The sequence below is a fragment of the Flavobacterium aquicola genome, from assembly GCF_003385115.1.
Taxonomy (GTDB): domain Bacteria; phylum Bacteroidota; class Bacteroidia; order Flavobacteriales; family Flavobacteriaceae; genus Flavobacterium; species Flavobacterium aquicola.
The window spans coordinates 35,797-58,498 of record NZ_QUNI01000016.1; the positions used below are offsets into that span (position 1 = coordinate 35,797).

18 protein-coding genes are annotated in these 22,702 nt (G+C 35.9%); 7 read left to right on the top strand and 11 right to left on the bottom strand.

What is annotated here, in order from left to right; all coding sequences use genetic code 11:
- The first annotated feature begins 6 nt into the window (after positions 1–6).
- Positions 7–2,244, top strand: coding sequence for a nitric-oxide reductase large subunit (locus C8P67_RS19755; protein ID WP_211319940.1), 2,238 nt, complete (start codon positions 7–9; stop codon positions 2,242–2,244).
- A 149-nt stretch (positions 2,245–2,393) separates the two neighbouring features.
- Here the strand turns inward: C8P67_RS19755 and C8P67_RS19760 are convergent, their stop codons facing one another.
- From C8P67_RS19760 to C8P67_RS19770, 3 genes are all read right to left on the bottom strand, one after another.
- Positions 2,394–2,756, bottom strand: coding sequence for a DUF4406 domain-containing protein (locus C8P67_RS19760; RefSeq protein ID WP_245980539.1), 363 nt, complete (start codon positions 2,754–2,756; stop codon positions 2,394–2,396).
- 315 nt (positions 2,757–3,071) lie between these two features.
- On the bottom strand, positions 3,072–4,073 hold the full coding sequence (locus tag C8P67_RS19765; RefSeq protein WP_115814918.1) for a ligand-binding sensor domain-containing protein: 1,002 nt from the start codon (positions 4,071–4,073) through the stop codon (positions 3,072–3,074).
- Between the two features lie 32 nt (positions 4,074–4,105).
- Complete coding sequence (locus C8P67_RS19770; RefSeq protein ID WP_115814919.1) at positions 4,106–5,038, bottom strand: proline dehydrogenase family protein; 933 nt, start codon at positions 5,036–5,038, stop codon at positions 4,106–4,108.
- Positions 5,039–5,308: 270 nt separating this feature from the next.
- Here C8P67_RS19770 and C8P67_RS19775 point away from each other — a divergent pair, with 270 nt between their 5' ends.
- Positions 5,309–6,217 carry a helix-turn-helix transcriptional regulator gene (locus tag C8P67_RS19775; protein WP_115814920.1) on the top strand — a complete coding sequence of 303 codons (909 nt, stop codon included), beginning with the start codon at positions 5,309–5,311 and terminating at the stop codon, positions 6,215–6,217.
- A 142-nt stretch (positions 6,218–6,359) separates the two neighbouring features.
- Here the strand turns inward: C8P67_RS19775 and C8P67_RS19780 are convergent, their stop codons facing one another.
- Positions 6,360–8,861 carry a cation-translocating P-type ATPase gene (locus tag C8P67_RS19780; protein WP_115814979.1) on the bottom strand — a complete coding sequence of 834 codons (2,502 nt, stop codon included), beginning with the start codon at positions 8,859–8,861 and terminating at the stop codon, positions 6,360–6,362.
- 393 nt (positions 8,862–9,254) lie between these two features.
- Between C8P67_RS19780 and C8P67_RS19785 the strand changes: the two genes are divergently transcribed.
- The 4 genes from C8P67_RS19785 (at position 9,255) to C8P67_RS19800 (ending at position 12,155) form a co-directional block, all read left to right on the top strand.
- The gene (locus C8P67_RS19785) at positions 9,255–9,692 is read left to right on the top strand and encodes a thioredoxin family protein (RefSeq protein ID WP_115814921.1); all 438 of its coding nucleotides are present in this window, start codon (positions 9,255–9,257) and stop codon (positions 9,690–9,692) included.
- A 1-nt stretch (position 9,693) separates the two neighbouring features.
- Positions 9,694–10,626: an FAD:protein FMN transferase gene (locus tag C8P67_RS19790; RefSeq protein ID WP_115814922.1), complete on the top strand. Its 933-nt coding sequence runs from the start codon at positions 9,694–9,696 to the stop codon at positions 10,624–10,626.
- Between the two features lie 53 nt (positions 10,627–10,679).
- Positions 10,680–10,856, top strand: coding sequence for a DUF4266 domain-containing protein (locus C8P67_RS19795; RefSeq protein WP_115814980.1), 177 nt, complete (start codon positions 10,680–10,682; stop codon positions 10,854–10,856).
- A gap of 114 nt (positions 10,857–10,970) precedes the next feature.
- Entirely contained in the window at positions 10,971–12,155 is a 1,185-nt protein-coding gene (locus C8P67_RS19800) for a DUF3570 domain-containing protein (RefSeq protein ID WP_115814923.1), read from the top strand.
- A 276-nt stretch (positions 12,156–12,431) separates the two neighbouring features.
- On the opposite strand, the gene C8P67_RS19805 is transcribed toward C8P67_RS19800, so the two are convergent.
- The 7 genes from C8P67_RS19805 to C8P67_RS19835 all read right to left on the bottom strand — a co-directional run bounded on the left by C8P67_RS19805 (position 12,432) and on the right by C8P67_RS19835 (position 20,868).
- Positions 12,432–12,926 carry a hypothetical protein gene (locus C8P67_RS19805; protein WP_115814924.1) on the bottom strand — a complete coding sequence of 165 codons (495 nt, stop codon included), beginning with the start codon at positions 12,924–12,926 and terminating at the stop codon, positions 12,432–12,434.
- Positions 12,927–13,204: 278 nt separating this feature from the next.
- Entirely contained in the window at positions 13,205–14,584 is a 1,380-nt protein-coding gene (locus tag C8P67_RS19810) for a sensor histidine kinase (RefSeq protein ID WP_115814925.1), read from the bottom strand.
- 4 nt (positions 14,585–14,588) lie between these two features.
- Positions 14,589–15,257 carry a response regulator transcription factor gene (locus C8P67_RS19815; RefSeq protein WP_115814926.1) on the bottom strand — a complete coding sequence of 223 codons (669 nt, stop codon included), beginning with the start codon at positions 15,255–15,257 and terminating at the stop codon, positions 14,589–14,591.
- Positions 15,258–15,263: 6 nt separating this feature from the next.
- Entirely contained in the window at positions 15,264–15,698 is a 435-nt protein-coding gene (locus C8P67_RS19820; protein WP_115814927.1) for a thioredoxin family protein, read from the bottom strand.
- Positions 15,699–15,904: 206 nt separating this feature from the next.
- Positions 15,905–16,603, bottom strand: coding sequence for a DUF1826 domain-containing protein (locus C8P67_RS19825; protein ID WP_115814928.1), 699 nt, complete (start codon positions 16,601–16,603; stop codon positions 15,905–15,907).
- Between the two features lie 294 nt (positions 16,604–16,897).
- Positions 16,898–18,505, bottom strand: coding sequence for a glycoside hydrolase family 43 protein (locus C8P67_RS19830; RefSeq protein ID WP_115814929.1), 1,608 nt, complete (start codon positions 18,503–18,505; stop codon positions 16,898–16,900).
- 50 nt (positions 18,506–18,555) lie between these two features.
- Complete coding sequence (locus tag C8P67_RS19835) at positions 18,556–20,868, bottom strand: glycoside hydrolase family 3 C-terminal domain-containing protein (protein WP_115814930.1); 2,313 nt, start codon at positions 20,866–20,868, stop codon at positions 18,556–18,558.
- A gap of 225 nt (positions 20,869–21,093) precedes the next feature.
- Between C8P67_RS19835 and C8P67_RS19840 the strand changes: the two genes are divergently transcribed.
- Complete coding sequence (locus C8P67_RS19840) at positions 21,094–22,650, top strand: alpha-L-arabinofuranosidase C-terminal domain-containing protein (protein WP_115814931.1); 1,557 nt, start codon at positions 21,094–21,096, stop codon at positions 22,648–22,650.
- Positions 22,651–22,702 lie beyond the last annotated feature (52 nt).

Here is a 22,702-nt window from a genome sequence, read left to right on the forward strand (position 1 = left end):
GAAATTATGAGTCAAGAAAAAAAATTATGGATTGGATTGTTATTGGTAGCGATCTTTTCCTTTGGAGTTTTAGGGTATTATGGCTATGAAATTTACCAGCAGTCACCGCCCATTCCCGAAAAAATAATTTCAGAAAACAACGAAATCATTTTTACCGGTCAAGAGATTAAAGATGGTCAAAATGTCTGGCAAAGTATGGGAGGCCAAGAAGTAGGAACCATCTGGGGGCATGGTGCTTATGTAGCCCCAGATTGGACAGCCGACTGGCTTCATAGAGAAGCTGTTTTTATATTGAATCGCTATGCGCAAAAAGATTTCAATAAAGATTTTGATGCATTGGATAAGGAAAAGCAAGCTGCTCTAAAAATACGTCTGCAGGCCGATTTAAGAACCAATAGATACGATGAAAAAACAAAAGCAATAACTATTTCTGAAAATAGGATTTTGGCCATTCAATATTTAAGTCATTATTATGAAGGTTTGTTTACGAATTCTCCCGAATTTGACAAATTGAGAAATGACTATGCGATTCCAAAAAATGCCATCACAGACTTAACTAAAATGCAAAAAATGAATGCATTTTTCTTTTGGGCAACTTGGGCAACAGTTACAGAACGACCTAATTCTGATATTTCATACACGCACAACTGGCCGGCAGATGACTTAGTAGGAAACAAAGCCACCACCGATTTAATGGCTTGGTCGGGTGTCAGTATTATAACCCTCATACTATGCATTGGATTATTGGTTTTTTATCATGCAAAATCCGGTGAAGGGGAAAGTCTGCCAATACCAAAATCAGATCCGCTCTTAAAACAAGGCATGACACCATCAATGTATTTGGTGAAAAAATATTTCTGGGTGGTAAGTTTACTTATGATTTTACAAGTGCTGTTGGGAATTGTAACTGCCCATTATGGTGTAGAAGGAAATGGTTTGTATGGCATTCCAATAGACAAATTTCTGCCTTATGCCGTAACTAGGACTTGGCACACCCAATTGGCTATTTTATGGATAGCCACAGCCTGGCTTGCAACAGGATTGTATATCGCCCCTGCAGTTTCGGGAAAAGATCCTAAATTTCAATGTTTTGGAATCAACTTTTTGTTCATAGCCTTACTCATAATTGTGGTTGGATCCATGATCGGTCAATGGTTTGGAGTAATGCAAAAACTAAACTTGGTTCAAAATTTTTGGTTTGGACATCAAGGTTATGAATATGTCGATCTAGGCCGTTTTTGGCAGATCTTTTTGCTGGTTGGACTTTTCTTGTGGCTGGCTTTAATGGTTCGCCCTCTCCTTCCTGTTTTAAAAAGAAAAACAGAAGAAAAAAATCTTATCATTCTTTTTCTAATTTCATGTTCTGCGATTGCACTTTTCTATTCTGCTGGATTAATGTGGGGAAGACAAACCAATCTTGCCATTGCTGAATATTGGAGATGGTGGGTAGTTCACTTGTGGGTAGAAGGATTCTTTGAAGTATTTGCTACAGTTGTAATTGCTTTCCTTTTTGTTCGTTTAGGCTTATTGAAAACAAAAACAGCCACATTGAATGTATTGTTTAGCACGATAGTCTTTCTGGCTGGAGGAATTTTAGGTACATTTCACCATCTGTATTTTTCGGGAACACCCAGTGCCGTTATGGCTTTGGGAGCTACGTTTAGCGCCTTGGAAGTAGTACCGTTAACTCTTATCGGATATGAAGCGTATCACAACTATAAACTTTCTAAAGCAACAGCCTGGGTTGATGATTATAAATGGCCTATTTATTTCATGCTTGCCGTATCTTTTTGGAATTTCCTTGGAGCCGGAATATTCGGGTTTATCATTAATCCACCCATAGCTTTGTATTATGTTCAAGGACTAAATACTACTCCTCTTCATGGTCATACCGCATTGTTTGGAGTGTATGGAATGCTGGGAATTGGTTTGATGTTATTTGTGTTAAGAAGTTTGTATAGAAATATCTCGTGGAATAACAAGCTGATTAAAACCACTTTCTGGTCACTTAATATTGGTCTGTTTTTAATGGCAACAATGAGTTTACTTCCAATTGGTATTTGGCAAGCCATTGAAAGTATCGAAAAAGGAATGTGGTATGCTCGTTCCGCTGAATTAATGCAAGACCCAGCCATGATTACTTTAAAATGGCTGCGTACCTTTGGAGATGTTCTCTTTGCAATAGGCATTGTTTCCTTCGCTTGGTTTGTATTTGACCTGACATTAAAAAACAAAAACAAGTAAACATTAAATAAAATACAAGGTCTTTAATTAGATTGTTTAAAAAATTTATCAAATTAACAACCTGTGTTTATCAATTCAATTCCTGTTATTATAAAAAACCTTAAATGTCAATCGTTTAAGGTTTTTTTTTTACTTAATCTCTATTTAGTTTAGACTTCATCCTTAAATTCAGGAATCTCCTCCAGATTTCTGTAGATCGTTTTGCCGTAAGCTAAACCTGTTTCCACCATTTCATCAGCTCCTGCTGACGGCCCGCCAATTCGCAGTACACCATCGCAATGATTTATCAGCTGGATGGCAACCGGATGAAAGATCTGATTGAAAACGGCATCCCCTATTTCTTTTGAGCCTGCAGCCTCAATCAACGGCAGTGCAAACCACTCACCCAATACAGGAAGATGTCCTTTGTTATAAAGAGCTAAAGCGGTATCGGTCATCGCTTTTACATTAGCGTCAATCAGCACCGGATCATCATTGGTGCCTGAACGGTAAGGCCCGGCTACCAGTATCATAAGGTTTCTCATTTTTGTCATCCTAATATTTTATATGTTTTTAAGTGAATACTATTTTATTGTTCTATTTTGCACTAGCATCACAGAGTCGATTTTTCCTTAGCAAGCTATGCTTTTTTTCTGCTCAGTATACTCCGTGACAATAATATCTTTTTAAAAGTCAACTTATCTTGCTCTATTGACCTCCAAAATTTATCAGAAGTAACTATGATGGCAAATGCAATATCGCCATTATTTCTTTCGGCCGTTTATGTATAAAATTCGCCAGTGATTAAATTTATAAACAATTCTCTTTTGGTTAAATATTTATCCTAATTAGTTTTTCCTTAAAATAACCAGTCCTTTATTTACAGTCCCTAACCATTTACTGTTATTTTTTCCAGATGCTATGACAGTAATTGTCGAATCGTCTATAGGGATGGTTATCAATTCAACAGCCTGTCCGTTATATACGGCAAGAGTACTGCCACCGATCCATAAATTCTGACCATCCTGATGGAGTGATTTAATCCCTGTAAGGTCTTGCGGCAAAGGCAGTTCTCTAATAGCACTGGCTTCTATTCGAATCAATGCTTTTACAGATGTTCCAGTAAGCACAGCAGAAACTACATTATTACTGCTTACGGATAAACTGTATGGGAATGTTGAAGGATAGCCTAAATGATCCAACTGAAAGGTTTCTGCAAATTGTCCATCAAATTTTACAATGCGTCCTCTAAATGCAAAGTGATTGAATAATCCCATCCATATTTTGCCATCAGGTGCCACATCCATCGAAAGTATCAGGTTGTCTTCAAAACCGCCAAATCGTTCCCACAAGCCTGTTACGCTGTCAATTTTAATAAGCTCATTTTCGGTTGCCACCCAAATGCGTTTGTTTTTATCATCATAGCTTATGCAAAATATACTGTCGTCGGTAATTACACTGTTAGCAGTAGTATAAAGATTCCATTTTGAACCATCATAAGACAGCAAACCCCTATCTGTTCCAATCCAGAGCTTACCATTCGCTTCCAAAGCTAGTGCACGTATATGATCTGAAGGCAACAGAGAATTTGCTGTATTAAAAACAGTCCATTCTGTGCCGTTAATTTTCACAAGACCTTTTGCTGTACCTATCCACATTACCCCCTCCTTAGCTGCTTCAATAGCTGTTACCTGATTATCCGGAAGCTTTGAGTTTTGAATATTGTAAACCACTGCCTGCCATTTCCCATCAGGAGCTGGAGTCTCTTTATCCGAATCATCAGAGTCACATCCAAGGGCTGCAGAAAATAAAATAAGGATGATAAAGTTTAGTATATTTTGTTTTTGCATAGCTGCATTAATTTAGAATTTGTAATTAAGTGTTATTGACTGATATCGGCCAAAGCTGTGAAAATATTCATTGGATATTCAGCAATTCTGTTGCATACATAAAGGTACCATTCCCTTCCATAGACAAAATATACTTTTGTCATATACCCTTCCTCTTTAAGCACCGCTAACTGCTCCTGCTGTATGCCATAAAGGCTTTCAAATTCATAACAGCTTTTATGAGATGCATATAAATTCACCAATTTTTTTGCTTCCTGCTGTATTATATCATGATGGGTAGCAATCGAACATCTATGCCGTCTAAACAGTAAAGTGTCTATATAATCAAGATAGATATCATTTAATTCAGTACTTCTCGGAATAGAATATCCTGCCGGAGTTTCAAATGCTCCTTTAACAATTCTTATTCTTCCTGGATAATTAAGTAAATCAGCAAAATCATCTTTTGATCGGTGAAGATATGCCTGAAGAGTTATGCCTAAATTATTATGATTTTTTGAAGCCTCTTTATAGGTATCAATAATGCTGTCTGTCATATTTACGCCTTCCGCACTTATAATAACTTCATTATTTCCTGCTGATTTACAAATTTGTCTTAAATTATCCAATGCAAGTTCACGTGAAATATTCAACCCAATGTGAGACAGATCGAGTGAAATAGATGCGTTAAATTCATTCCCTTTAATAGTCTCACAAATTTTTATAAACTCATCTGTTGCTGCTAAGGCTTCCATCTCCGTTTTGGCATTCTCTCCCATAAATTCGATTGAACATTTATGGCCGTCTTTATTTTCTTTAAGAACTTTGGGAATTGTTTCTTCCAGCGTATCACCGCCTATATATCGATTGGCAGCTTTTTTAAATACATTGAATAATAATTCATTATCTAATATATATATTTTTGCTTCCTCATTAAGCGCCGCCTTTCTTAAGGCTGCCGCACCTAGAGTTAAATGATTTTCCATAGAATTTGTTTTCGGATCAGATACAGCAGATTAAGATATTCTGCCATAACTTTTAATTAATGTAATGTACTGAATATAAATACCCAGCATGAAACATTGTTGTTTTTATGTATTTTTGTAAAAAAATAAACTAAGCATTGCTGCATTTTTAAGCAGTTATACACCAATAGCCAGCTGCGATATTTACTTTTGCAAAAGTAGGTCTTCAATTAAACGAGCAGTTACGCATAAAGTATTTTAAAATACGCAAACCGTATTAATTACATTGTCATGCAAAACGAGCAAAAACAATTTGACAGGATTTATAATTCACAGATTATTAACCTGCCCAACATAAAAATCACGAGTAATCAATCCAGTTTTATGGAAAATGTTATTCTGCACGAAACCGCAGAAACTTCTCCTTTTAAGCGAATGGAAGATGTTGTACTTACTTTTATAATTGACGGACAGGTAAATTCTTCTTATCAAGGCATTGATAAACCTATTGTAAATACTTCAAAAAGCTGTACATTAATTTATGCACCAGATGACAACGAGCATAGAGTTACAGGCAATCAGAATATTGACAGTGTGTCTATAGGAATAAACAAAAGATTTTTTCAGGATCTGATTCATCCCAGCGACAACTGGATGGAAGATATTGCAAATAAGATAGAAAGAAAACAGTCTTTTAGTTTATCTAAAAATGCCTATAGGCTTACTCCAAAAATGTTTTCTATTCTGCACCAGATACGAACGACTGAGTTTACAGGAAGCCTAAAAACACTTTATCTTCAAGGGCTAATGAGCGAACTTATGATGCTGCAGTTTAGTGAAATTATGGCCGAGCAAAATTATGCTTATGAACTGGGAGTTAAAGAAATAGACAAGCATAAAATACACGAATTAAAAAACTATATTGACATTCATTATCTTGAACCATTAACACTGGATTCACTCGCAAGCCTTTGCGGACTCAATTCTTTTAAATTAAAAACAGGATTTAAAGCGATGTATCAAAAAAGTGTTTTTGAATACATACGGGGGCTAAGGATGGATCATGCCTTTAAATTACTTAGTGATGGCAATAGCAATATTACCGAAGTGGCCTATATACTTGGATATGAACATGTACAGCATTTTTCCACTGCGTTTAAGAAACATTTTGGCACATCTCCCGGAAAATTTAAATTTTAGGAAGTGTCACACTATTTTGTAATATTTTAAGCATAATTTTAAAAATACATACAAACCTTTTTTTTATTTATTGCTTATAGATTACAAGCTAATTCTTTAGATACTGTATGCAACAATTGGTAAAGTTTACAGAAATGCAAATCTAACTTCTTTTTCTTCTTCTAAAGTATTTTACCCATTCAAACCATAACACTGATAATGAACCTATTGAAACACATGAAATTAATTGAAAAATTGTGATTGGTTCAAAACTAAATAAGGAACGTAAATAGGGAATCGCAAACAATAATGTGACCAAAAACACTGTAATACCTACAATGATTGGAATCAAAACATTTTTGTATCGAAGTGTCACCAATAAGGAATAATAAAAAGACCTATTCACCAGCGTAAGCACAACATTGGCTGTCATTAAAGTCAGAAAGACCATGCTTCGGGTGCTGTTTTCATTCCATTGATTATGCACTGACCATTGATATATCAGCAATACTCCTAAGGTTATAGCAATCCCTTGTAAAACACTTACTATAAGTTCTTTTATATTAAAAAATGTCGAAGTCATTTGTCTTGGTGCTCTTCTCATCGTATCGGCCTCAGCAGGTTCGTTTTCGTATATTATGGAGCAGGTTGGTCCCATAACAAGTTCGAGTAAAATCACATGAAGCGGACTGAATATATTAGGATAAATCCATCCCAAAGCAAGCGGAAGGAAAACAATCAGGATTATAGGAATGTGTATCGAAATGATATATTGAATCGCTTTTTTCAAATTGGTATAAATCTTTCTTCCCATAGCAACCGCATCCACCATTTTAGAAAGATCATCTTCTACAAGAATCAGAGACGCTGCATCTTTGGCTATTGCCGTTCCTTTTGTTCCCATTGCAATACCTATGTGCGCTGACTTAAGCGAAGGCCCATCATTAACACCGTCTCCCGTCATAGCTACGATTTGTCCATTCGCTTTTAAGGCATTCACAATACGTAATTTGGCTTCGGGAAACATTCTGCTAAATACATTAATGTTCATTACTTTGCTTTGCAGTTCAGTATCGCTCAGTTTCATGAGTTCTTGTCCTGTAATCGCTTTATCGGAACCAAAAAAGTTAATTTCCTCGGCAATAGCATTTGTGGTACTCGCATTATCACCGGTAATAATTTTCACCCCTATTCCTGCTGCATAAAAAGACTGTAAAACCTCTTTAAAATTGTCTTTTGGCGGATCATAAAAAGCAACTAAACCTTTGAATATAAATGGAATTTCCTGCTGTGTTTCGGGGAAATTATTACCCTGCAGATTCCCTTTTGCAACGCCAAGAACTCGGTAACCTTTACTCATTAGTTTTTCCATAGCCAATGTTACCGTTTCTTTTTCTTCTTTTGAAAGATGACAAACTTCAAAAATAGCTTCAGGTGCGCCTTTTGTTGCAATTATACGACTGCCATTAGCATCTTCAAACAGATGGGTCATCATTGGCGGTGTACCAGATAAAGGATATTCGTGAATCATTTTAAAATTGATTCTTAAATCTTTATGGGCAAATTTTTTATACGCATTATGCAGGGCAATTTCCATTGGATCAAAAGCGATTGGCTCACTTGCCCACATCGCAATTGTAAGGAGTTCTTCGGTTTCTTTTAATTCACTGAAAGTATCTACCGCTACTTCTGAGCCTGAAGGCACATAAAGTCTGGCCAGTTCCATTTTATTCTGAGTAATCGTTCCTGTTTTATCGGTACAGATTACTGTTGCACTGCCTAATGTTTCGACCGTTTTCATTTGTTTGACAATAATTCCCAACTTCATCAGTCTGCGCGATCCCAAAGCCATAAATGTCGTGAACGCAACCGGAATCTCTTCGGGCAATATACTCATCGCTAAAGTTAGTGCAAGCAAAAGGCTTCCAAGAACATTTCCAAGTTTTATATAGTTGATACACCAAACCAAAATAAACATCAAAGCTCCGGCAAAAACCATTTTTTTTATAAAATTCCCAATCTGAATTTCCAATGGTGTTTTTTCCTCTGCAATAGCTTCCAGACTGCTTCCAATTTTACCTAAACTCGTCTGACTGCCAACCTCAGTTACTTCAATGACAGCCAATCCGCTGACAACGGTTGTACCTGAAAAAACTTTATTATCATCCTTTTTTCTATCCTTGAAAACAGACATCGATTCACCGGTCAGTATCGACTCATTCACTGAAAAATCATTCGAACGAATGATAAAACCGTCAGCGGGAACCATACAGCCTTCTTCAATAACAACTAAGTCTCCAACCACAATATCATGCGTTTTTATATCCTGCTGTTGTCCCTCACGAATCACTTTGCACAAAGGTTCGGTGAATTCCTGTAATTTTGCCAATGCATTTTGGCTTCTTTTTTCCTGATAAAGTGATATGGCAACAATTAATAAAATTGAAACCGAAAGAAAAACAGCATCATTGTATTGACTGTTGATAAAATAAATGGCTGAGGCAATAAGCAATAAAACTACCATTGGTTCTGCAAACACAGTTTTTAGAAAAGCTAAAAACCGGTTCTCTTTTTTATAATCATTCCTATTGATTCCAAATTTTTTTCTGTTTTCAACTACTTCGTCAAAACTTAGTCCTTTTAATTCTTGTTCAGTTGTATTCATCGAATATTTTAGATTTTCAATTTTAATTAATCCTTTCTTTTCCCAATCTAGCAATACCTTTATGCTGAGCTTTTATTCACTCTCGCAAAGACGCGAAGGCGCAAAGTTGGGATCGGATTTCTTTGCGTCTTAGCGCCTTTGCGAAAATTATATTTTAAAAAAAATAGTGAGAAATCCTTAACTTAATGACATTTTACTATCTCCCGATTGACTTTTGAAACAAATTATTCACTTCAGATTTCTTATCAGAATAGTTTTAATCTTCTGGCTGTAAATTTATTGAATATGCGTATGAACCTTTTTGTCCGATTTTAAAATTAATTAAATCTTAAGCTGAGAAAAAAAATAAGACCAGCTATAATTCGTTATTTCGTATAGCTAAAAACACTCACGATGAAAGTCCTTACACTGTTCCTTTTCTTAACTTTTCTTCCCACGATAAATTGGGAACCCGACTTTACTATTGCAAAAAAAACTGCAAAGGAAAAAAACGAACTAATATTATTAAACTTCTCCGGATCGGACTGGTGCGGACCTTGTATTGTATTGCACAGGGATTATATCCAAAGCGAAGTCTTTACAAAAATGGCAAACCAAAACTTAGTACTTGTCAATGCTGATTTTCCGCGAAAAAAGAAAAATATAGGCACTCCTGAACAGATTAAGCAAAATGAACAGCTAGCTGACATATATAACAAAGAAGGAAACTTTCCGCTTACACTGCTGCTTGACTCCGAGGGAAAAGTAATTAAAACATGGCACGGAAAACCTCAAAACAGTCCTGAGGAATGGACTGCCGAGATTAAAGCAATTTGTGACAGTAGAAAATAATATGATCAAAGAACAAAAATATTCACAGTCCCTGAAACTTATGGGAAACATCTTTACCATCACCGTTGTCGCGGTTGATGAAAAGACTGCCAATGCACATATTGAGCTTGCCATAGCGGAAATCCGAAGAATTGAAAAACTTCTAACAACATACAGCGATGACAGCCAGACAAACCTTATCAATGCAAATGCGGGCATTCAACCCGTAAAAGTTGATGAGGAAGTTTTTAATCTTATAGAAAGATCAATCGGCATTTCCAAAATCACTCAGGGTGCTTTTGACATTTCCTACGGAAGCATTGATAAAAGTCTGTGGAATTTTGATAAATCAATGACCAAACTTCCGGACAGTGAAACGGCTTTAAAAATGGTGCATCTTATCGATTACAGAAATATCATTTTGGATAAAGAAAACACAACCGTTTTTTTAAAAGAAAAAGGCATGCGCATTGGCTTTGGCGGAATCGGAAAAGGATATGCGGCCGAAATGGCAAAACAAATTCTTCTGAAACAAAATGTAAAGAGCGGAATTATTAATGCGAGCGGGGACCTCTGCGTGTGGGGACAACAGCCCGATAACAAAAAATGGACGATCGGTGTGGCTGATCCTGTTTCTCCCAATAAGCCGTTCTCTTATATGGAAATTTCCAATAGTGCGGTAGCAACATCGGGGAATTATGAAAAATATGTAACCATCAACGGCAAAAAATATTCGCATACGATAGATCCAAAAACGGGACTGCCCATATCAGGCATAAAAAGTGTCACCATTATTGCGCCAAATGCCGAGTTTGCCGATGCAATGGCAACTCCAATAGCGGTGATGGGAATTAAAGCAGGCTTATTTTTAATCGATCAAATACCCAATTTACATTGTATTATAATAGATGATAACAATAATATTTACACTTCAAAAAACATCCGTTTAAAATGAAAAAGCCTAATCAGAAAAGACTCCTGCTTGCATGCGGTATCGTTTTATCAGCAATGCTATTTGCCTCCTGCAGTCCTGTGAAAGAATATCAGAAAGGAAAAATCAACGATTCGGAGATGGTACTTTCCAACAGAAAAATCGAAAAGACTGAGCTCAGTTTTCAATCCTACCGTGAAGGAGCTTCCGGAGCCAATTCAGGAAAAAGCGGTGGTGGCTGTGGCTGTAATTAATTTTTTGATAATATAAAAAATGAAATCGCCATTAATAACAAGTTTGTTGCAAACAAACACCTATAAACAAAAGGCGATACCATATATGACCTATTACAAATAAATTTCACATATATGAAAAGAATATTCATATCAGGATTTGCTTTATTGGCAATGTTCCAATTAAAAGCACAAAACGTCGCTAAGGATTCAACAAATTACGAAAGCCGAAAATTAAAAGTCGAGGAAGTAAATTTAGTTTCCAGTTATTATACACAAGATGGAGATAATTCAGCCGTTACGGGAGGAATTGGTTCCGAGCATCTTACCGATATTGCCAATACCATAGATGTCAAACTTGTTAAGTTCGGACAAACTGGAATCAAGCACACCTTTGATATTGAAGCGGGTATTGATCACTATACTTCGGCATCTTCAGACATGATCGATTTAAGTGCCAATTCATCAGCATCCTCTTCTGACATTCGTTTTTATCCTTCTCTGGGCTATCTTAGAGAAAATATAGAAAAAGGGAGAAGTTTTGGCGCAGGTGTTTCCTCTTCAAGCGAATTCGATTACCAGTCTTTTGGTGCGAACCTTAGTTTTTCGCAAAAAACAAAAGATAGAAATGGTGAGTTTACTGCCAAGTTCCAAACCTTTATTGATCAGTTAAAACTAATCGAGCCAATTGAACTCAGAACCTATGGAAGTGAAGGCTATGACACTGCAAACCGAAATACTTTTGTGGGAACCCTTAGTTATTCCCAGATTATAAACAAAGAGCTTCAAATAATGCTTGTTGCGGATGTTATCAGCCAGAACGGATATTTAAGCCTTCCTTTCCATCGTGTTTACTTTGAAGATGGTTCCGTGCATCAGGAAAAAATGCCGGATACAAGGCTTAAAACTCCAGTGGGAATCAGAGCCAGTTATTTTCTGGGAGACAATTTTATTATAAGAGCTTACTACAGATATTATTCTGATGATTGGGGAATCAATTCTCATACAGCCGACCTTGAAATTCCTATAAAATTAACACAGGCATTTTCGCTGAGTCCGTTCTATAGGTATTATACCCAGAGCGGAACCAAGTATTTTAAGCCTTATGGTGAGCATACCTCGGCAGATGAGTTTTATACCAGTAATTATGATTTATCAAAATTCGACAGTGGCTTTTTTGGAATGGGCATGAAATTCACGCCTCCCGAAGGTATCTTTGGTGTAAAACATTGGAACACTTTAGAATTACGCTATGGTCATTATACCAGAACCACTAATATGGTTTCTGATATCGTAAGCCTTAATATTAAATTCAGATAAATTGAAAATCGGTTTTATCCACTCGACAACAAAGAAATTAAGTTAGACTGGATTTCAATCTCACAAAGACGCGAAGTCGCAAAGTAATACGTTAAAAACTTTGCGTCTTCGCGCCTTTTCGAGATCTATTTTTAGAAAAAGAATGGCAAGAAAAACTTAACTTAGCAACATATCAGACTCAACTTTAAATCATAAAAAAATAGACCACTTTAGAGTCTATTTTTTTTTGTTTTAGCATATGTATTATCTCTCCTTTGTGGAGCATAAATCAGAACCTTAATCTTCCTTTTCTTCCGATTGTTTTACAGCACCATTAACCGTTGTATCGGCATTGGGTCTTATTTCGGTGTGACGAATTTCCCCACCTGAAGTTCCTACTTTTTGAACCAAAAACAATCCGATGACAGAAATTCCCAATATCAGGAAGGAAAGCAATTTTGCTTTAGCATGAATTTTAAAATTCAGATACAATCCAGCAAGTGAAAATGCTCCTAAAACATAAAGTACAACAGCTAATTTTTCGGCCAGCTCTTCGTGTTCGTGAATGATTTGCTTTCCAATATTTGGCATGTCTTCAACCAACTCCTCTGCTCCTTCTCCAGTTCCCATACTGATTGCGCCAAAAACAGCGCTAACAATAAATAATACATAAGAAGTATTTATCAGGGTTTTATTCTTTAAAACCAAACCTGCTATTAAAATTCCAAATCCAAAAATGGTTCCAATAATCGGAAAATGGTTGACTACCATGTGTAAATGTGCATCGTTCATGACTATATAAGATTTAATGGTTATATGATTTTTTTTATATCAACTGCGACAAAATCAATTTTAATATCAAAACAAAAGTGCATCTAATAAATAAGAATATGCTTAAGAACAAATTAAGACTCGCCTAATGATTCCTTAATAAAGCGCAAATCTTTTTTTTTTAAAACTGTTCCTGCAAGGTCTTTTTCCGGACCTTGTAGGTATCTCCTAATTCGTATTCATACCTACAAGGCTAAAAAAAATCTTGCAGGATATTCAAATAATTACAAATTACAGCTTTACTCAAAAACAAAAATTACTGTGGTTCCTTTGTTTAATTCACTTTCAATTTTGAATTCGATATTTAATAATCGCGTAATTCTTTCTACAATGGAAAGTCCTAAACCGGAACCTTTAATTTCTGGATGCAATGTTGGATCTGATCTGAAAAATGGATTTACAATTTTATCCAAATCGGTTGCTGAAATCCCAATGCCATTATCAGATATAGAACAAATTGTTTTTGAACCGCTTTTGGAGATATTTATCACTAGTTGCCCATTCTCATGAGAATATTTTACAGCATTTGAAATTATATTACTGATGATTGTGGACACCAAATAGTTATCTGAGGTAACAAAATAATCTTTTGAAAAATCGTGTAAAACCTCTAGTTTTTTATCATTTATTTTGCTTGAATATAACGAAAGAGCGTCCAAAATTATGGCATTCAGGTAAATTTGTTCAATGCGTAAACTTTGTTTTTGATTTTCGAACCGAGCCAATAAAAGCAATTGATCCACCAAATTATTCAAACGGTTAACTTCAGAAATGCTGAAATTAATTTTATCTTCATATTCGGCTTGGTTTCTGGGTTTTCGTATCAAAACTTCGAGCGTTCCTTTCAAAACGGTCAAAGGTGTCCGTAGCTCGTGAGAAGCATCTGAGGTGAATTGTTTTTCTCTTTCGACCGCATTTTCAATTCGGTCTAATAAATCATTAATTGTTTTAGAAAGCACAAATAATTCATCCTTATTTTGAGGCAGAATTATTCTGTCTTTCAGATTGTCTTTGGTGATTCTGCTGGAAGTTTCAGTGATCAAGGTTACAGGTTTAATACTGCGTCCCGCAATCAATCTGGCAATAGAAAACAACAACACTAGAATTAATGGAAAGGCTATAAAAAGAGTGTTTCTGAGATTGGTCAGTATCAATGTTGCCTCATCCAAAGACATCGCTACAAAAAGATATCCTATTTTTTTATTTTTATCAAAAAGCGGAATCTGAATCTGCCTAATTGGTTTTTTATTCAAATAAGTATCAACAAATTGATTGTCCTTTTCGGGTTTATGGAGTTTAAGCTGAAATCCTTTCAGATTGGGTGATTTGTCAATTAATTTATTGTCATTGTCAAAAAACTGCACAAAAACCGGATTTACATTGACTCTATTATTATCACTTTCTCTCCATTGATCCACTTGAATCAGATAGGCATTATTGCTGTCAATTTTTATCTGCTCCAAATATTCACTTGATTCCTCTAAAATATCATCATTTATATGTTTGTTAATACTGTATAAAGTGATTCCATAAATAGTGCAAAACACCACCGAAATCAATAGTGCCGTGCTGAGAATGTAATTAAAAGCAATTCTATTTTTATAGGAGAATGAAAGCATCAATTTAATTTATGTCGTTTGCAATATATCCAACGCCCCTAATGGTTTTTATAAGATCTTCGTCTTTATTCAAATTAAGTTTCTTCCGAATGGCATTTATAAAAACATCAATTACGCCTGTATCGTATTCAAAATGTATATCCCAAACATCATTTATAATTTCATTTCTTGTGCATACTTTTCCTTTGTTCTTCATCAAATAAGCAAGCAACTCGTACTCCCGTTGTGTAAGTGGAACTTCCTGATCATTTACAATAACCTGATGTTTGGACAGCATTATTTTGATTCTGCCCAAGGAAAGCACATCGTTTTGATTTTCATTTCTAAAATGAATCCTGATACGCTCTACCAATTCATCAAAACTAAATGGCTTTTTTATGTAATCATTGGCACCAGCTTTCAAACCTTCAATGGTTTCCTGAATAGTATCTTTGGCCGTTAAAAATAAAATAGGAGTTTTTGAATCTTCTTTTCGGATTTCTTTGCAAACATCAATACCCAGCATTTGAGGCAAAATCCAATCCAGTAAAACGATATCTACTTTTTGTTTCTTGGTTAATTCAAGTCCCGACTTTCCATCGTGGGCGACCAAGACTTCATAGCCCTCCTCTTCTAAACCCTGCCTTAGAAAATTGGCAATCCCTATCTCATCTTCAACAATTAAAACTTTCATTTTTTTCTATTTTTCGAACGAATGGATGAGCTTAATATATTCAGATGCCGTTGCATTTTTGAAACCTGTGGCACCAATTATTTTTCCTTTTTTATCCAAAAGCAAAACCAATGGAAAGCTACCGTGCTTATTGTATTTTTCGGCTAGTTTATTATTGTTTTCCGCCAATTCCGAAGAAAGTTGGTTTACTTTTTTTCTAGGAAAATCGGCTCTGTAAATAACCCAGTTATTATCGGCTTCCGTTTGGAATTCCTGTGATTTCCAAACTACTTTTTCCAATCTCATGCAAGGTCCGCACCAATCTGAACCAGAGAAAACTAACAAAATGTTTTTATTTTCTTTTTCTGCTTTCATTTTAGCATCTTCAAAATTAGTACTCCAATTTTGGGAATAGCCAAAACCTGCCGTCAATAAGAACCAGAAGGAAATTAGGTATTTCATAAGTCTCATTTGTACATTTATAAAATTAACTTAAATGATTTTGTTTCATTGCATGAATGCATAGGTCTTAAGTCAAATTTAAGAATTAAAGATTTTACAGCTTTCAAAAATTAATAAATCTTCAGCAATAATGAATGATACTAAATAAAAGTGAGGTGATTTCTAAAATTCATTTTTAGTAATCTGCAGCTTCTTATACAATCTCCTTAACAAATCAAAAGCAAGCGATACTCCCCTTCATTTTCTATTGGTGCTCTATGAATGCAAGGCAGTACTTGCTGTTTTGGATGATCTACGGCCAGTCGCCAAAGATTCATTACACCTAAATTAATGGGTTCTGCTTCTGGATTTAACTGATAATGCAAATCAAAATAATTTTCCTTTAAAAAGTCATCAAATTCTTCCGATGGACCATTATATAGTTCTTTTAGCTTTGCTCGGATTTCTGGAATTAGAATTTTTTGCTGTGCTTGTGAATTAGAAATAATATCACTTGCTGCTCCGTGATAGGTACATAAAAAAGTATCAGTTGCAATGGGCGAACGATCAACATGAAAAGAATAAACATCAGTCGATATGAAATCAAATTCATCATCACGTTCATAACACTTCAGTAAATTAAGAGAGGGTGAAGCTCCAAAATCAGTTAATAACTGCAAATCATTTAAGATTGTTTCCCTAGCTATATTCCCCTTTTCTGATAGCTGTAGCACGATTAGATCTTCAGGGGAAACTTCGGTTATATTTTCTTTTAAAGATAACTTCTTTACAATCTCATTAAAATCTCCATCTAAATTCCGATACCAGCATAATGCATTCATTTCTCCCTTGAAACCAGTATGTACAAGCTCAGAGAAAGTAGATACAATTCCAATTTGGCTGCTGTCAGAAAATGTGTTGCTCATAATACAGTATAAGAAGCTGATTACTTCATTCGTCGCAAAATTATGTAATAGCAGTCAGTTAAGAAATTTTACAGCTATAAACTTTAAAATACACCGTCATTTTTGCAACAAAAAATTAAGCTGTTAATTCCGAGAATTTATAATCAATGAATTTTGATATGAATACTTTCAAAGCAAAACGAAATAAAAAAACGCTAAATCCGAAGAATTAACGTCTTTTACTCTGCATACGTTATTTAAATAATTAGTAATTTCCCGAGGCTGCTTAAAAACTTACCGTAAAAAGTTCTTTTCTTAAAAGCTGTATTTAAAATCATAAAAATCTGCATATGCTTTTGAATTCTCCTTATTGGTGACCGCAAAAAGCCCTAAATAGATTCCCGTGAATCCACCAGCAGTTTCCGAACTTATAAACTTAACATCTGCTTTTCCAAGCGCGTTAAAAGAAGATCCGTCTAAGGAGTACGAAAAATGATAAAAATCTTTATCACCTTTCACCTGAAGCTTGACCTTTCCTGCAGGTAAATCTACTGTAGCCGCTGAAGTCAGCACACTTCCCATTCGATACTCGAGTACAAGCTGCTTTTTACCATCTTTATTTTGTTTTACAAAGAGGTCGTAATGTGCTGCGTTATTCATATATACAGTGATTCCTGCTCGATCATCAACCTCAGAATTACCTAATTCAACACTTGCAGAAGCAGTAAAATTAATATGCTGCTGTCTCCTTCCAACAAATGTAGGTGAACCCGCTTGATCCAATGTAATTGCAGCAGGCTTTAATCGCAGTGCTCCTTTTTTTGCAGAAAGCGAATAATTTTCCTGTTTTGGATTACGCAGAAAATTCCACTCCATCCCTAATTTACTTGTACCGAAATTATTCTCCGCAGTTTCCTCCTTTATAATTTTCTGGGGAAGTGTCGGCACTGCCATATCCAAATTAATAGTTCCGTTTCCATTTACAACTGGCCATGCATCTTTATCCCAGCTCACTGGGGCAAGAAATGTCTCGCGTCCAAGCATATGGTTAAGTCCTGACTGAGGTCTAAAACCCAGACAAACCATCCACCATGATCCATCACCCGCCTGTACCAGATCGCCATGCCCCGTACCTTGAATAGGATTTAGCTGCGCATTCATATTGGAATGGGTAAGTATTGGATTGGCCGGATTAGAATCGTAGGGACCATCTATATTCCTGCTTCTTGATATAGTAACTTTATGCCCGTATTCTGTGCCCCCTTCTGAAATCAGCAGATAATACCAGTTATCTTTCTTATAAATATGAGGCGCCTCGGGATAGCGTCCTCCAGTACCGGACCAGATCGCTTTTGAAGCTGAAAGCTGCTTTCCTGTTTTAGGATCGATCTCAGAAAGATAAATCATATTATCAGGATTTGAGGTTAAATAGCAGTGTCCATCCTCGAAATAAAGCGAAGGATCTATCCCCTTTTGTTCAAGCCATACCGGGTCTGACCATTCCCCCGCTGGGTCTTTAGTGTAAACGATGAAATTGCCTTTATCTGAAACATTCGTTGTGATCATATAAAAAGTCCCATCATTATAACGGATAGTCGGCGCATATATCCCGCCTGACACTCCGGATTTTTGAAGCGGAAGCTGGGATTCACGGGTAAGACAGTGACCGATCTGTTTCCAGTTAACCAGATCTTGGCTATGAAAAATAGGCACTCCAGGGAAAAATTCGAAACTGCTGTTAACCAGATAAAAGTCATCTCCAACACGGCAGACACTTGGATCTGGATAAAAGCCCGAAATTACAGGATTTTTATATCCTTGAGCTGACGCAATTGAAAAGAAACCCAACAATAAGATTGAAAATAAAATATGTTTAACGGCCTTCCCACCTTGGCGGGTTTTAATGTTTTCTATGTAATGCATTCTAGAATATTTAAAATATTTTTAATAAAAAATAGATATTAATCAATATATCAATTCATTTTCAATACATCGTGGCATTTAACCATCTGAGCCTTTGCTTTGAAATCAACATTCTGGCGGATGTCGGCTACAGAGGCGGCGAATCGGGCAGTATACACACCTTCATCAGTAATAAATGACTGCTGAGATTCGTCATAGGAAGCTAAGTCATAATTACTGAATGTCATTGTGATCTTCTGACTCTCTCCAGGCTGCAGCTCTTTTGTTTTTCCAAATGCTTTGAGTTCATAAACAGGTTTTACAAGTTTACTTTTAGGTGCAGAAACATACAGCTGAACAGCTTCTCTGCCTGCACGTTTTCCTGTATTTTTTACAGTTACAGTTGCAGTGTAGATTCCGCCTTTTAATTTTATCTCTGCGCCGCTGTATTCAAATTGTGTATAAGTCATTCCAAAACCAAAAGGATATGCAGTCTTTTTCCCTTCGGTCTGGAAATAGCGATAGCCAACATTTAATCCCTCTTCGTACTTAGTTTCTCCTAAATTTGGAAGTTTATTGATTTCCTCCTTCTTACCAAACATTTCATCCCTCCATGTAAAACCATTAGGGAAATTTTTAGTCGAAGGAACGTCAGCCAAAGCTTCAGGCCATGTCATAGTAAGTTTTCCTGAAGGAGATGTTTTGCCTGTAAGCACGTCAGCAATACTGTTCCCTGCTTCCATACCTGGCTGCCATGCAAGCAGTATTGCATCCGAATATTTCTGAATAGGGGCAGTTTCAATTACACCTCCTACATTTAAAATTACAATTACTTTTTTTCCTTTATTGTGAAAAGCTTCATACGTCTGCTTTAGCATATCCAGTTCTTCTGAATTAATATTAAAGTCTTCAAAAGCACGGTCGCCTCCTTCACCAGAACTTCTTCCTACTGTAACGATGGCAAATTCATTTCTTTCGGCTGCGTAGGTATAGGTAAAAACTCCCATCTGCGGTTCTTTTACCCTTGGGCGCGGAAAATAACTCGATGATGAAAATGGTCCCATTTCAGCTTCGGCTTCATTTATAGCATAATCACGATACTTTTTATAAACGGTAGTTAGAGTTTCGTCAATTTCTATTCCTGCATTTTTTAGTCCCTCTACTAAATCTACCACATAAGGTTTATTTACGTCGCCAGAACCGGAACCCCCGGCATAAAGACCGTAAGAAGTATGTCCAAAAAGAGCCACTTTTTTCTTTGAACTGTCCAAAGGCAGTACATCACCATCATTTTTCAGCAAAACCATGCCTTCTGGAGCTGCTTTACGGATGATTTCTGCATGCGCTTTTAAATCTGGATTATTCGAAAATTTATATCCATTAAAACGTGGTGTTTTGACTATGTATTCCAGTACTCGTTTCACGTTTCGGTCAACATCTGCAATAGCTATAGAACCATTTTTCACACCGTCCGAAATCTGTTTAATCTGCTCAGCGTTACCTGGTGCCAGCAGATCATTTCCTGCATGTACCTGTGCTGCTGTATTTCGGGTATTGGTCCAGTCTGTAATTACAATATTTTTGAAACCCCACTCATCACGCAGAATGGTAGTCAACAAATCTTTACTTTCCTGTGTGTAAACTCCATTTATGTAATTATAACTGCTCATAATGGTCCATGGCTGGCTTTTCTTTACCATGATTTCAAAACCTTTTAAATACAGCTCTCTCAGTACACGCTGGCTTACAATGGCATTGTTATACGTACGGTTTCCCTCTTGGTTATTAGCTGCAAAATGTTTTGCAGATACTCCTACTCCATTACTTTGAATACCATTTACAACAGCAGCAGCAATTAAACCTGACACAAATGGATCTTCCGAATAATATTCAAAATTCCTCCCGCATAGCGGATTACGCATGATGTTCATTCCAGGTCCAAGCAGCGCATCAACACCATATTCTTTGGTTTCATTGCCCATTGCAGCTCCTACTTTGTATACAAGATCAGTATCCCAGGAAGAAGCAAGCAGTGTTCCAATAGGAAATCCGGAACAATAATATTTCTTTGTATCATTTGGTCTTTCAGCATTAATATGTACACCGGCAGGTCCGTCGGCAAATACTGTGTGAGGGATTCCAAACCGATCAATTTTGGCTGTATTTCCAGCAGCACCTAAGACAATAGCACCCGCATTTGGATCCGGATTGGTAGGCAGACCCCAGTACGACTTTCCAAAAGAATAGCCAACAAGTATGTTTGCTTTTTCTTCAATAGTCATTTCCTTAATAACGGCATCAATATTTTTCGATGTAAGTTTTATTTGTGCCGTAAGACCCGCTGACAACAATATAGTTCCCAGCATAATAAAAGTAAATTTCATTTTTTTTATATTTTGTGGTTCGTGTTTAGATTTGATACAAGATTGATAATTTAGTATAAACCTTGCTATAGATTTTAATTTATTTTCGCAAGATACGAAGGTTTTATCCAAAATTAGTGTAAAAATTCCTTCGAATGAATTAAGTATAAATCTATTAATTTTAATATCTATTTGCTTTGAAGCAAAAGAATTCCACAGCTCTGAATACCTTAATCAAATAAAAAAATGAAATATTATTTATTACTTTTTTGTTTCCAGCTTTCTGTGCTGAACATCACATCCCAAAATAAAAAAGATGCAGAAATTTTTGTTGATTTAAAACAAAAGCCAAATGAGATATCTCCGTTACTCTATGGTCAGTTTATTGAATTTCTGGGAAGATCTATTGACGGAGGTATTTATGATGAAAAATCAGTTTTATCAAATGAAGAAGGCTTTAGAAAAGATGTACTTAAAAGTGTTCAAGATTTAAAAACTCCTCTCTTAAGATATCCCGGAGGAACGGTTGTTAAAATATACCATTGGAAAGATGGCATTGGTGCAAAGGAAAGCCGCCCAAAACGTAAAAATCTAATTTGGGGAGGAATAATGGACAATCATTTTGGAACAGCTGAATTTGTGAAATACTGCCGTGAAATAGGAGCTGAACCATTTTTGGTAGTAAATATGTCAACAGATTCACCTAATGATGCTTCAGACTGGGTCGAATATTGTAATGGGACAGGAGATACCTATTGGGCTAATTTAAGACGTTTACACGGTTATCAAGAACCCTTTAATGTTAAATATTGGGGTATAGGAAATGAGGAATATGCAGAACCTGATGCCGGTAAACATCAGAATGTGAATAAATATATTGAAGACAGCTGGCACATAATTAAGCTGATGAAACTTCAGGATCCTTCTATCAAAATTACACTTGTTGGAAATGCTGATGATTTAGAATGGAGCAAAAAAGTAGTTTCTGAAATGCATCCAGTTTGTGACTTTCTTGCTGTTCATTTTTATTCAATGCCATCGGATTCTAAATATTCGACCCTTTTTCAGAGTGTTGATAGTTTTAATGAAAAATTCGACAGCATAAGAACCCTGCTCAATACTGTGCCTGCAAAAGTTCAGGACTTTCCAGTATGGTATCGCTTCCCTCCAAGATCAGAACCTTTGAAACTGGCAATTGATGAATGGGGCATCTGGGATATGCAGTCAAATAAAGGAACTGGTGTTTATAATCTAGAATATCCATACAACTGGGCTCAGGCTTTAGCTGTTGGAAAATTTCTAAATATGTTTCAAAGAAATGCAGATATTATCGGGCTTGCAACATGGGCTCAGACTGTTAATGTTTTAGCAGCTATTATGACTACCGAAAAAGGTTCTTATCACCAAACAGTATATACACCGCTTAAGGCGTACAGGCAGTACAGTCAGCAAAATAATCTCAATATTGTTGTCAATACACCGGCGTCAAAAGATAAAATGAATCTTATTGATGCTGCTGCCAGTATTTCTAATGACAGAAAAGAAGTAACTCTTGCCGTCATTAATCTTTCTGAAAATGAATCAGTAAAAACAAAAATTAGTTTTGGAAATTTAGAAAAAATGGAATTGAAAAACCAGATAATTTATACAGCTCCATCACTTGACGCTATTAATACTTTGGAAAAAAATATTGTAACAGAAACTAAAATTAAAAAAAACATTCCATCCAAAAATGGTTTTGAAATAACGCTGCAGTCTGGTTCTATAAACTTTTTAACTTTTGAGAAAATCGATAAAAAATAGCAATTAGTTGCAATGAAGAAGCCAATTTAAAAAAAACTGGCTTCTTCATTGA

Excerpts from the sequence above, each read along its gene's own strand:
- C8P67_RS19775 (WP_115814920.1), top strand. The coding sequence starts at position 5,309 with ATGCAAAACGAGCAAAAACAATTTGACAGGATTTATAATTCACAGATT.
- C8P67_RS19790 (WP_115814922.1), top strand. The coding sequence starts at position 9,694 with ATGATCAAAGAACAAAAATATTCACAGTCCCTGAAACTTATGGGAAAC.
- C8P67_RS19800 (WP_115814923.1), top strand. The coding sequence starts at position 10,971 with ATGAAAAGAATATTCATATCAGGATTTGCTTTATTGGCAATGTTCCAA.
- C8P67_RS19815 (WP_115814926.1), bottom strand. The coding sequence starts at position 15,257 with ATGAAAGTTTTAATTGTTGAAGATGAGATAGGGATTGCCAATTTTCTA.
- C8P67_RS19805 (WP_115814924.1), bottom strand. The coding sequence starts at position 12,926 with ATGAACGATGCACATTTACACATGGTAGTCAACCATTTTCCGATTATT.
- C8P67_RS19755 (WP_211319940.1), top strand. The coding sequence starts at position 7 with ATGAGTCAAGAAAAAAAATTATGGATTGGATTGTTATTGGTAGCGATC.
- C8P67_RS19765 (WP_115814918.1), bottom strand. The coding sequence starts at position 4,073 with ATGCAAAAACAAAATATACTAAACTTTATCATCCTTATTTTATTTTCT.
- C8P67_RS19785 (WP_115814921.1), top strand. The coding sequence starts at position 9,255 with ATGAAAGTCCTTACACTGTTCCTTTTCTTAACTTTTCTTCCCACGATA.
- C8P67_RS19840 (WP_115814931.1), top strand. The coding sequence starts at position 21,094 with ATGAAATATTATTTATTACTTTTTTGTTTCCAGCTTTCTGTGCTGAAC.
- C8P67_RS19825 (WP_115814928.1), bottom strand. The coding sequence starts at position 16,603 with ATGAGCAACACATTTTCTGACAGCAGCCAAATTGGAATTGTATCTACT.
- C8P67_RS19835 (WP_115814930.1), bottom strand. The coding sequence starts at position 20,868 with ATGAAATTTACTTTTATTATGCTGGGAACTATATTGTTGTCAGCGGGT.
- C8P67_RS19780 (WP_115814979.1), bottom strand. The coding sequence starts at position 8,861 with ATGAATACAACTGAACAAGAATTAAAAGGACTAAGTTTTGACGAAGTA.
- C8P67_RS19810 (WP_115814925.1), bottom strand. The coding sequence starts at position 14,584 with ATGCTTTCATTCTCCTATAAAAATAGAATTGCTTTTAATTACATTCTC.
- C8P67_RS19795 (WP_115814980.1), top strand. The coding sequence starts at position 10,680 with ATGCTATTTGCCTCCTGCAGTCCTGTGAAAGAATATCAGAAAGGAAAA.
- C8P67_RS19830 (WP_115814929.1), bottom strand. The coding sequence starts at position 18,505 with ATGCATTACATAGAAAACATTAAAACCCGCCAAGGTGGGAAGGCCGTT.
- C8P67_RS19770 (WP_115814919.1), bottom strand. The coding sequence starts at position 5,038 with ATGGAAAATCATTTAACTCTAGGTGCGGCAGCCTTAAGAAAGGCGGCG.
- C8P67_RS19760 (WP_245980539.1), bottom strand. The coding sequence starts at position 2,756 with ATGATACTGGTAGCCGGGCCTTACCGTTCAGGCACCAATGATGATCCG.
- C8P67_RS19820 (WP_115814927.1), bottom strand. The coding sequence starts at position 15,698 with ATGAAATACCTAATTTCCTTCTGGTTCTTATTGACGGCAGGTTTTGGC.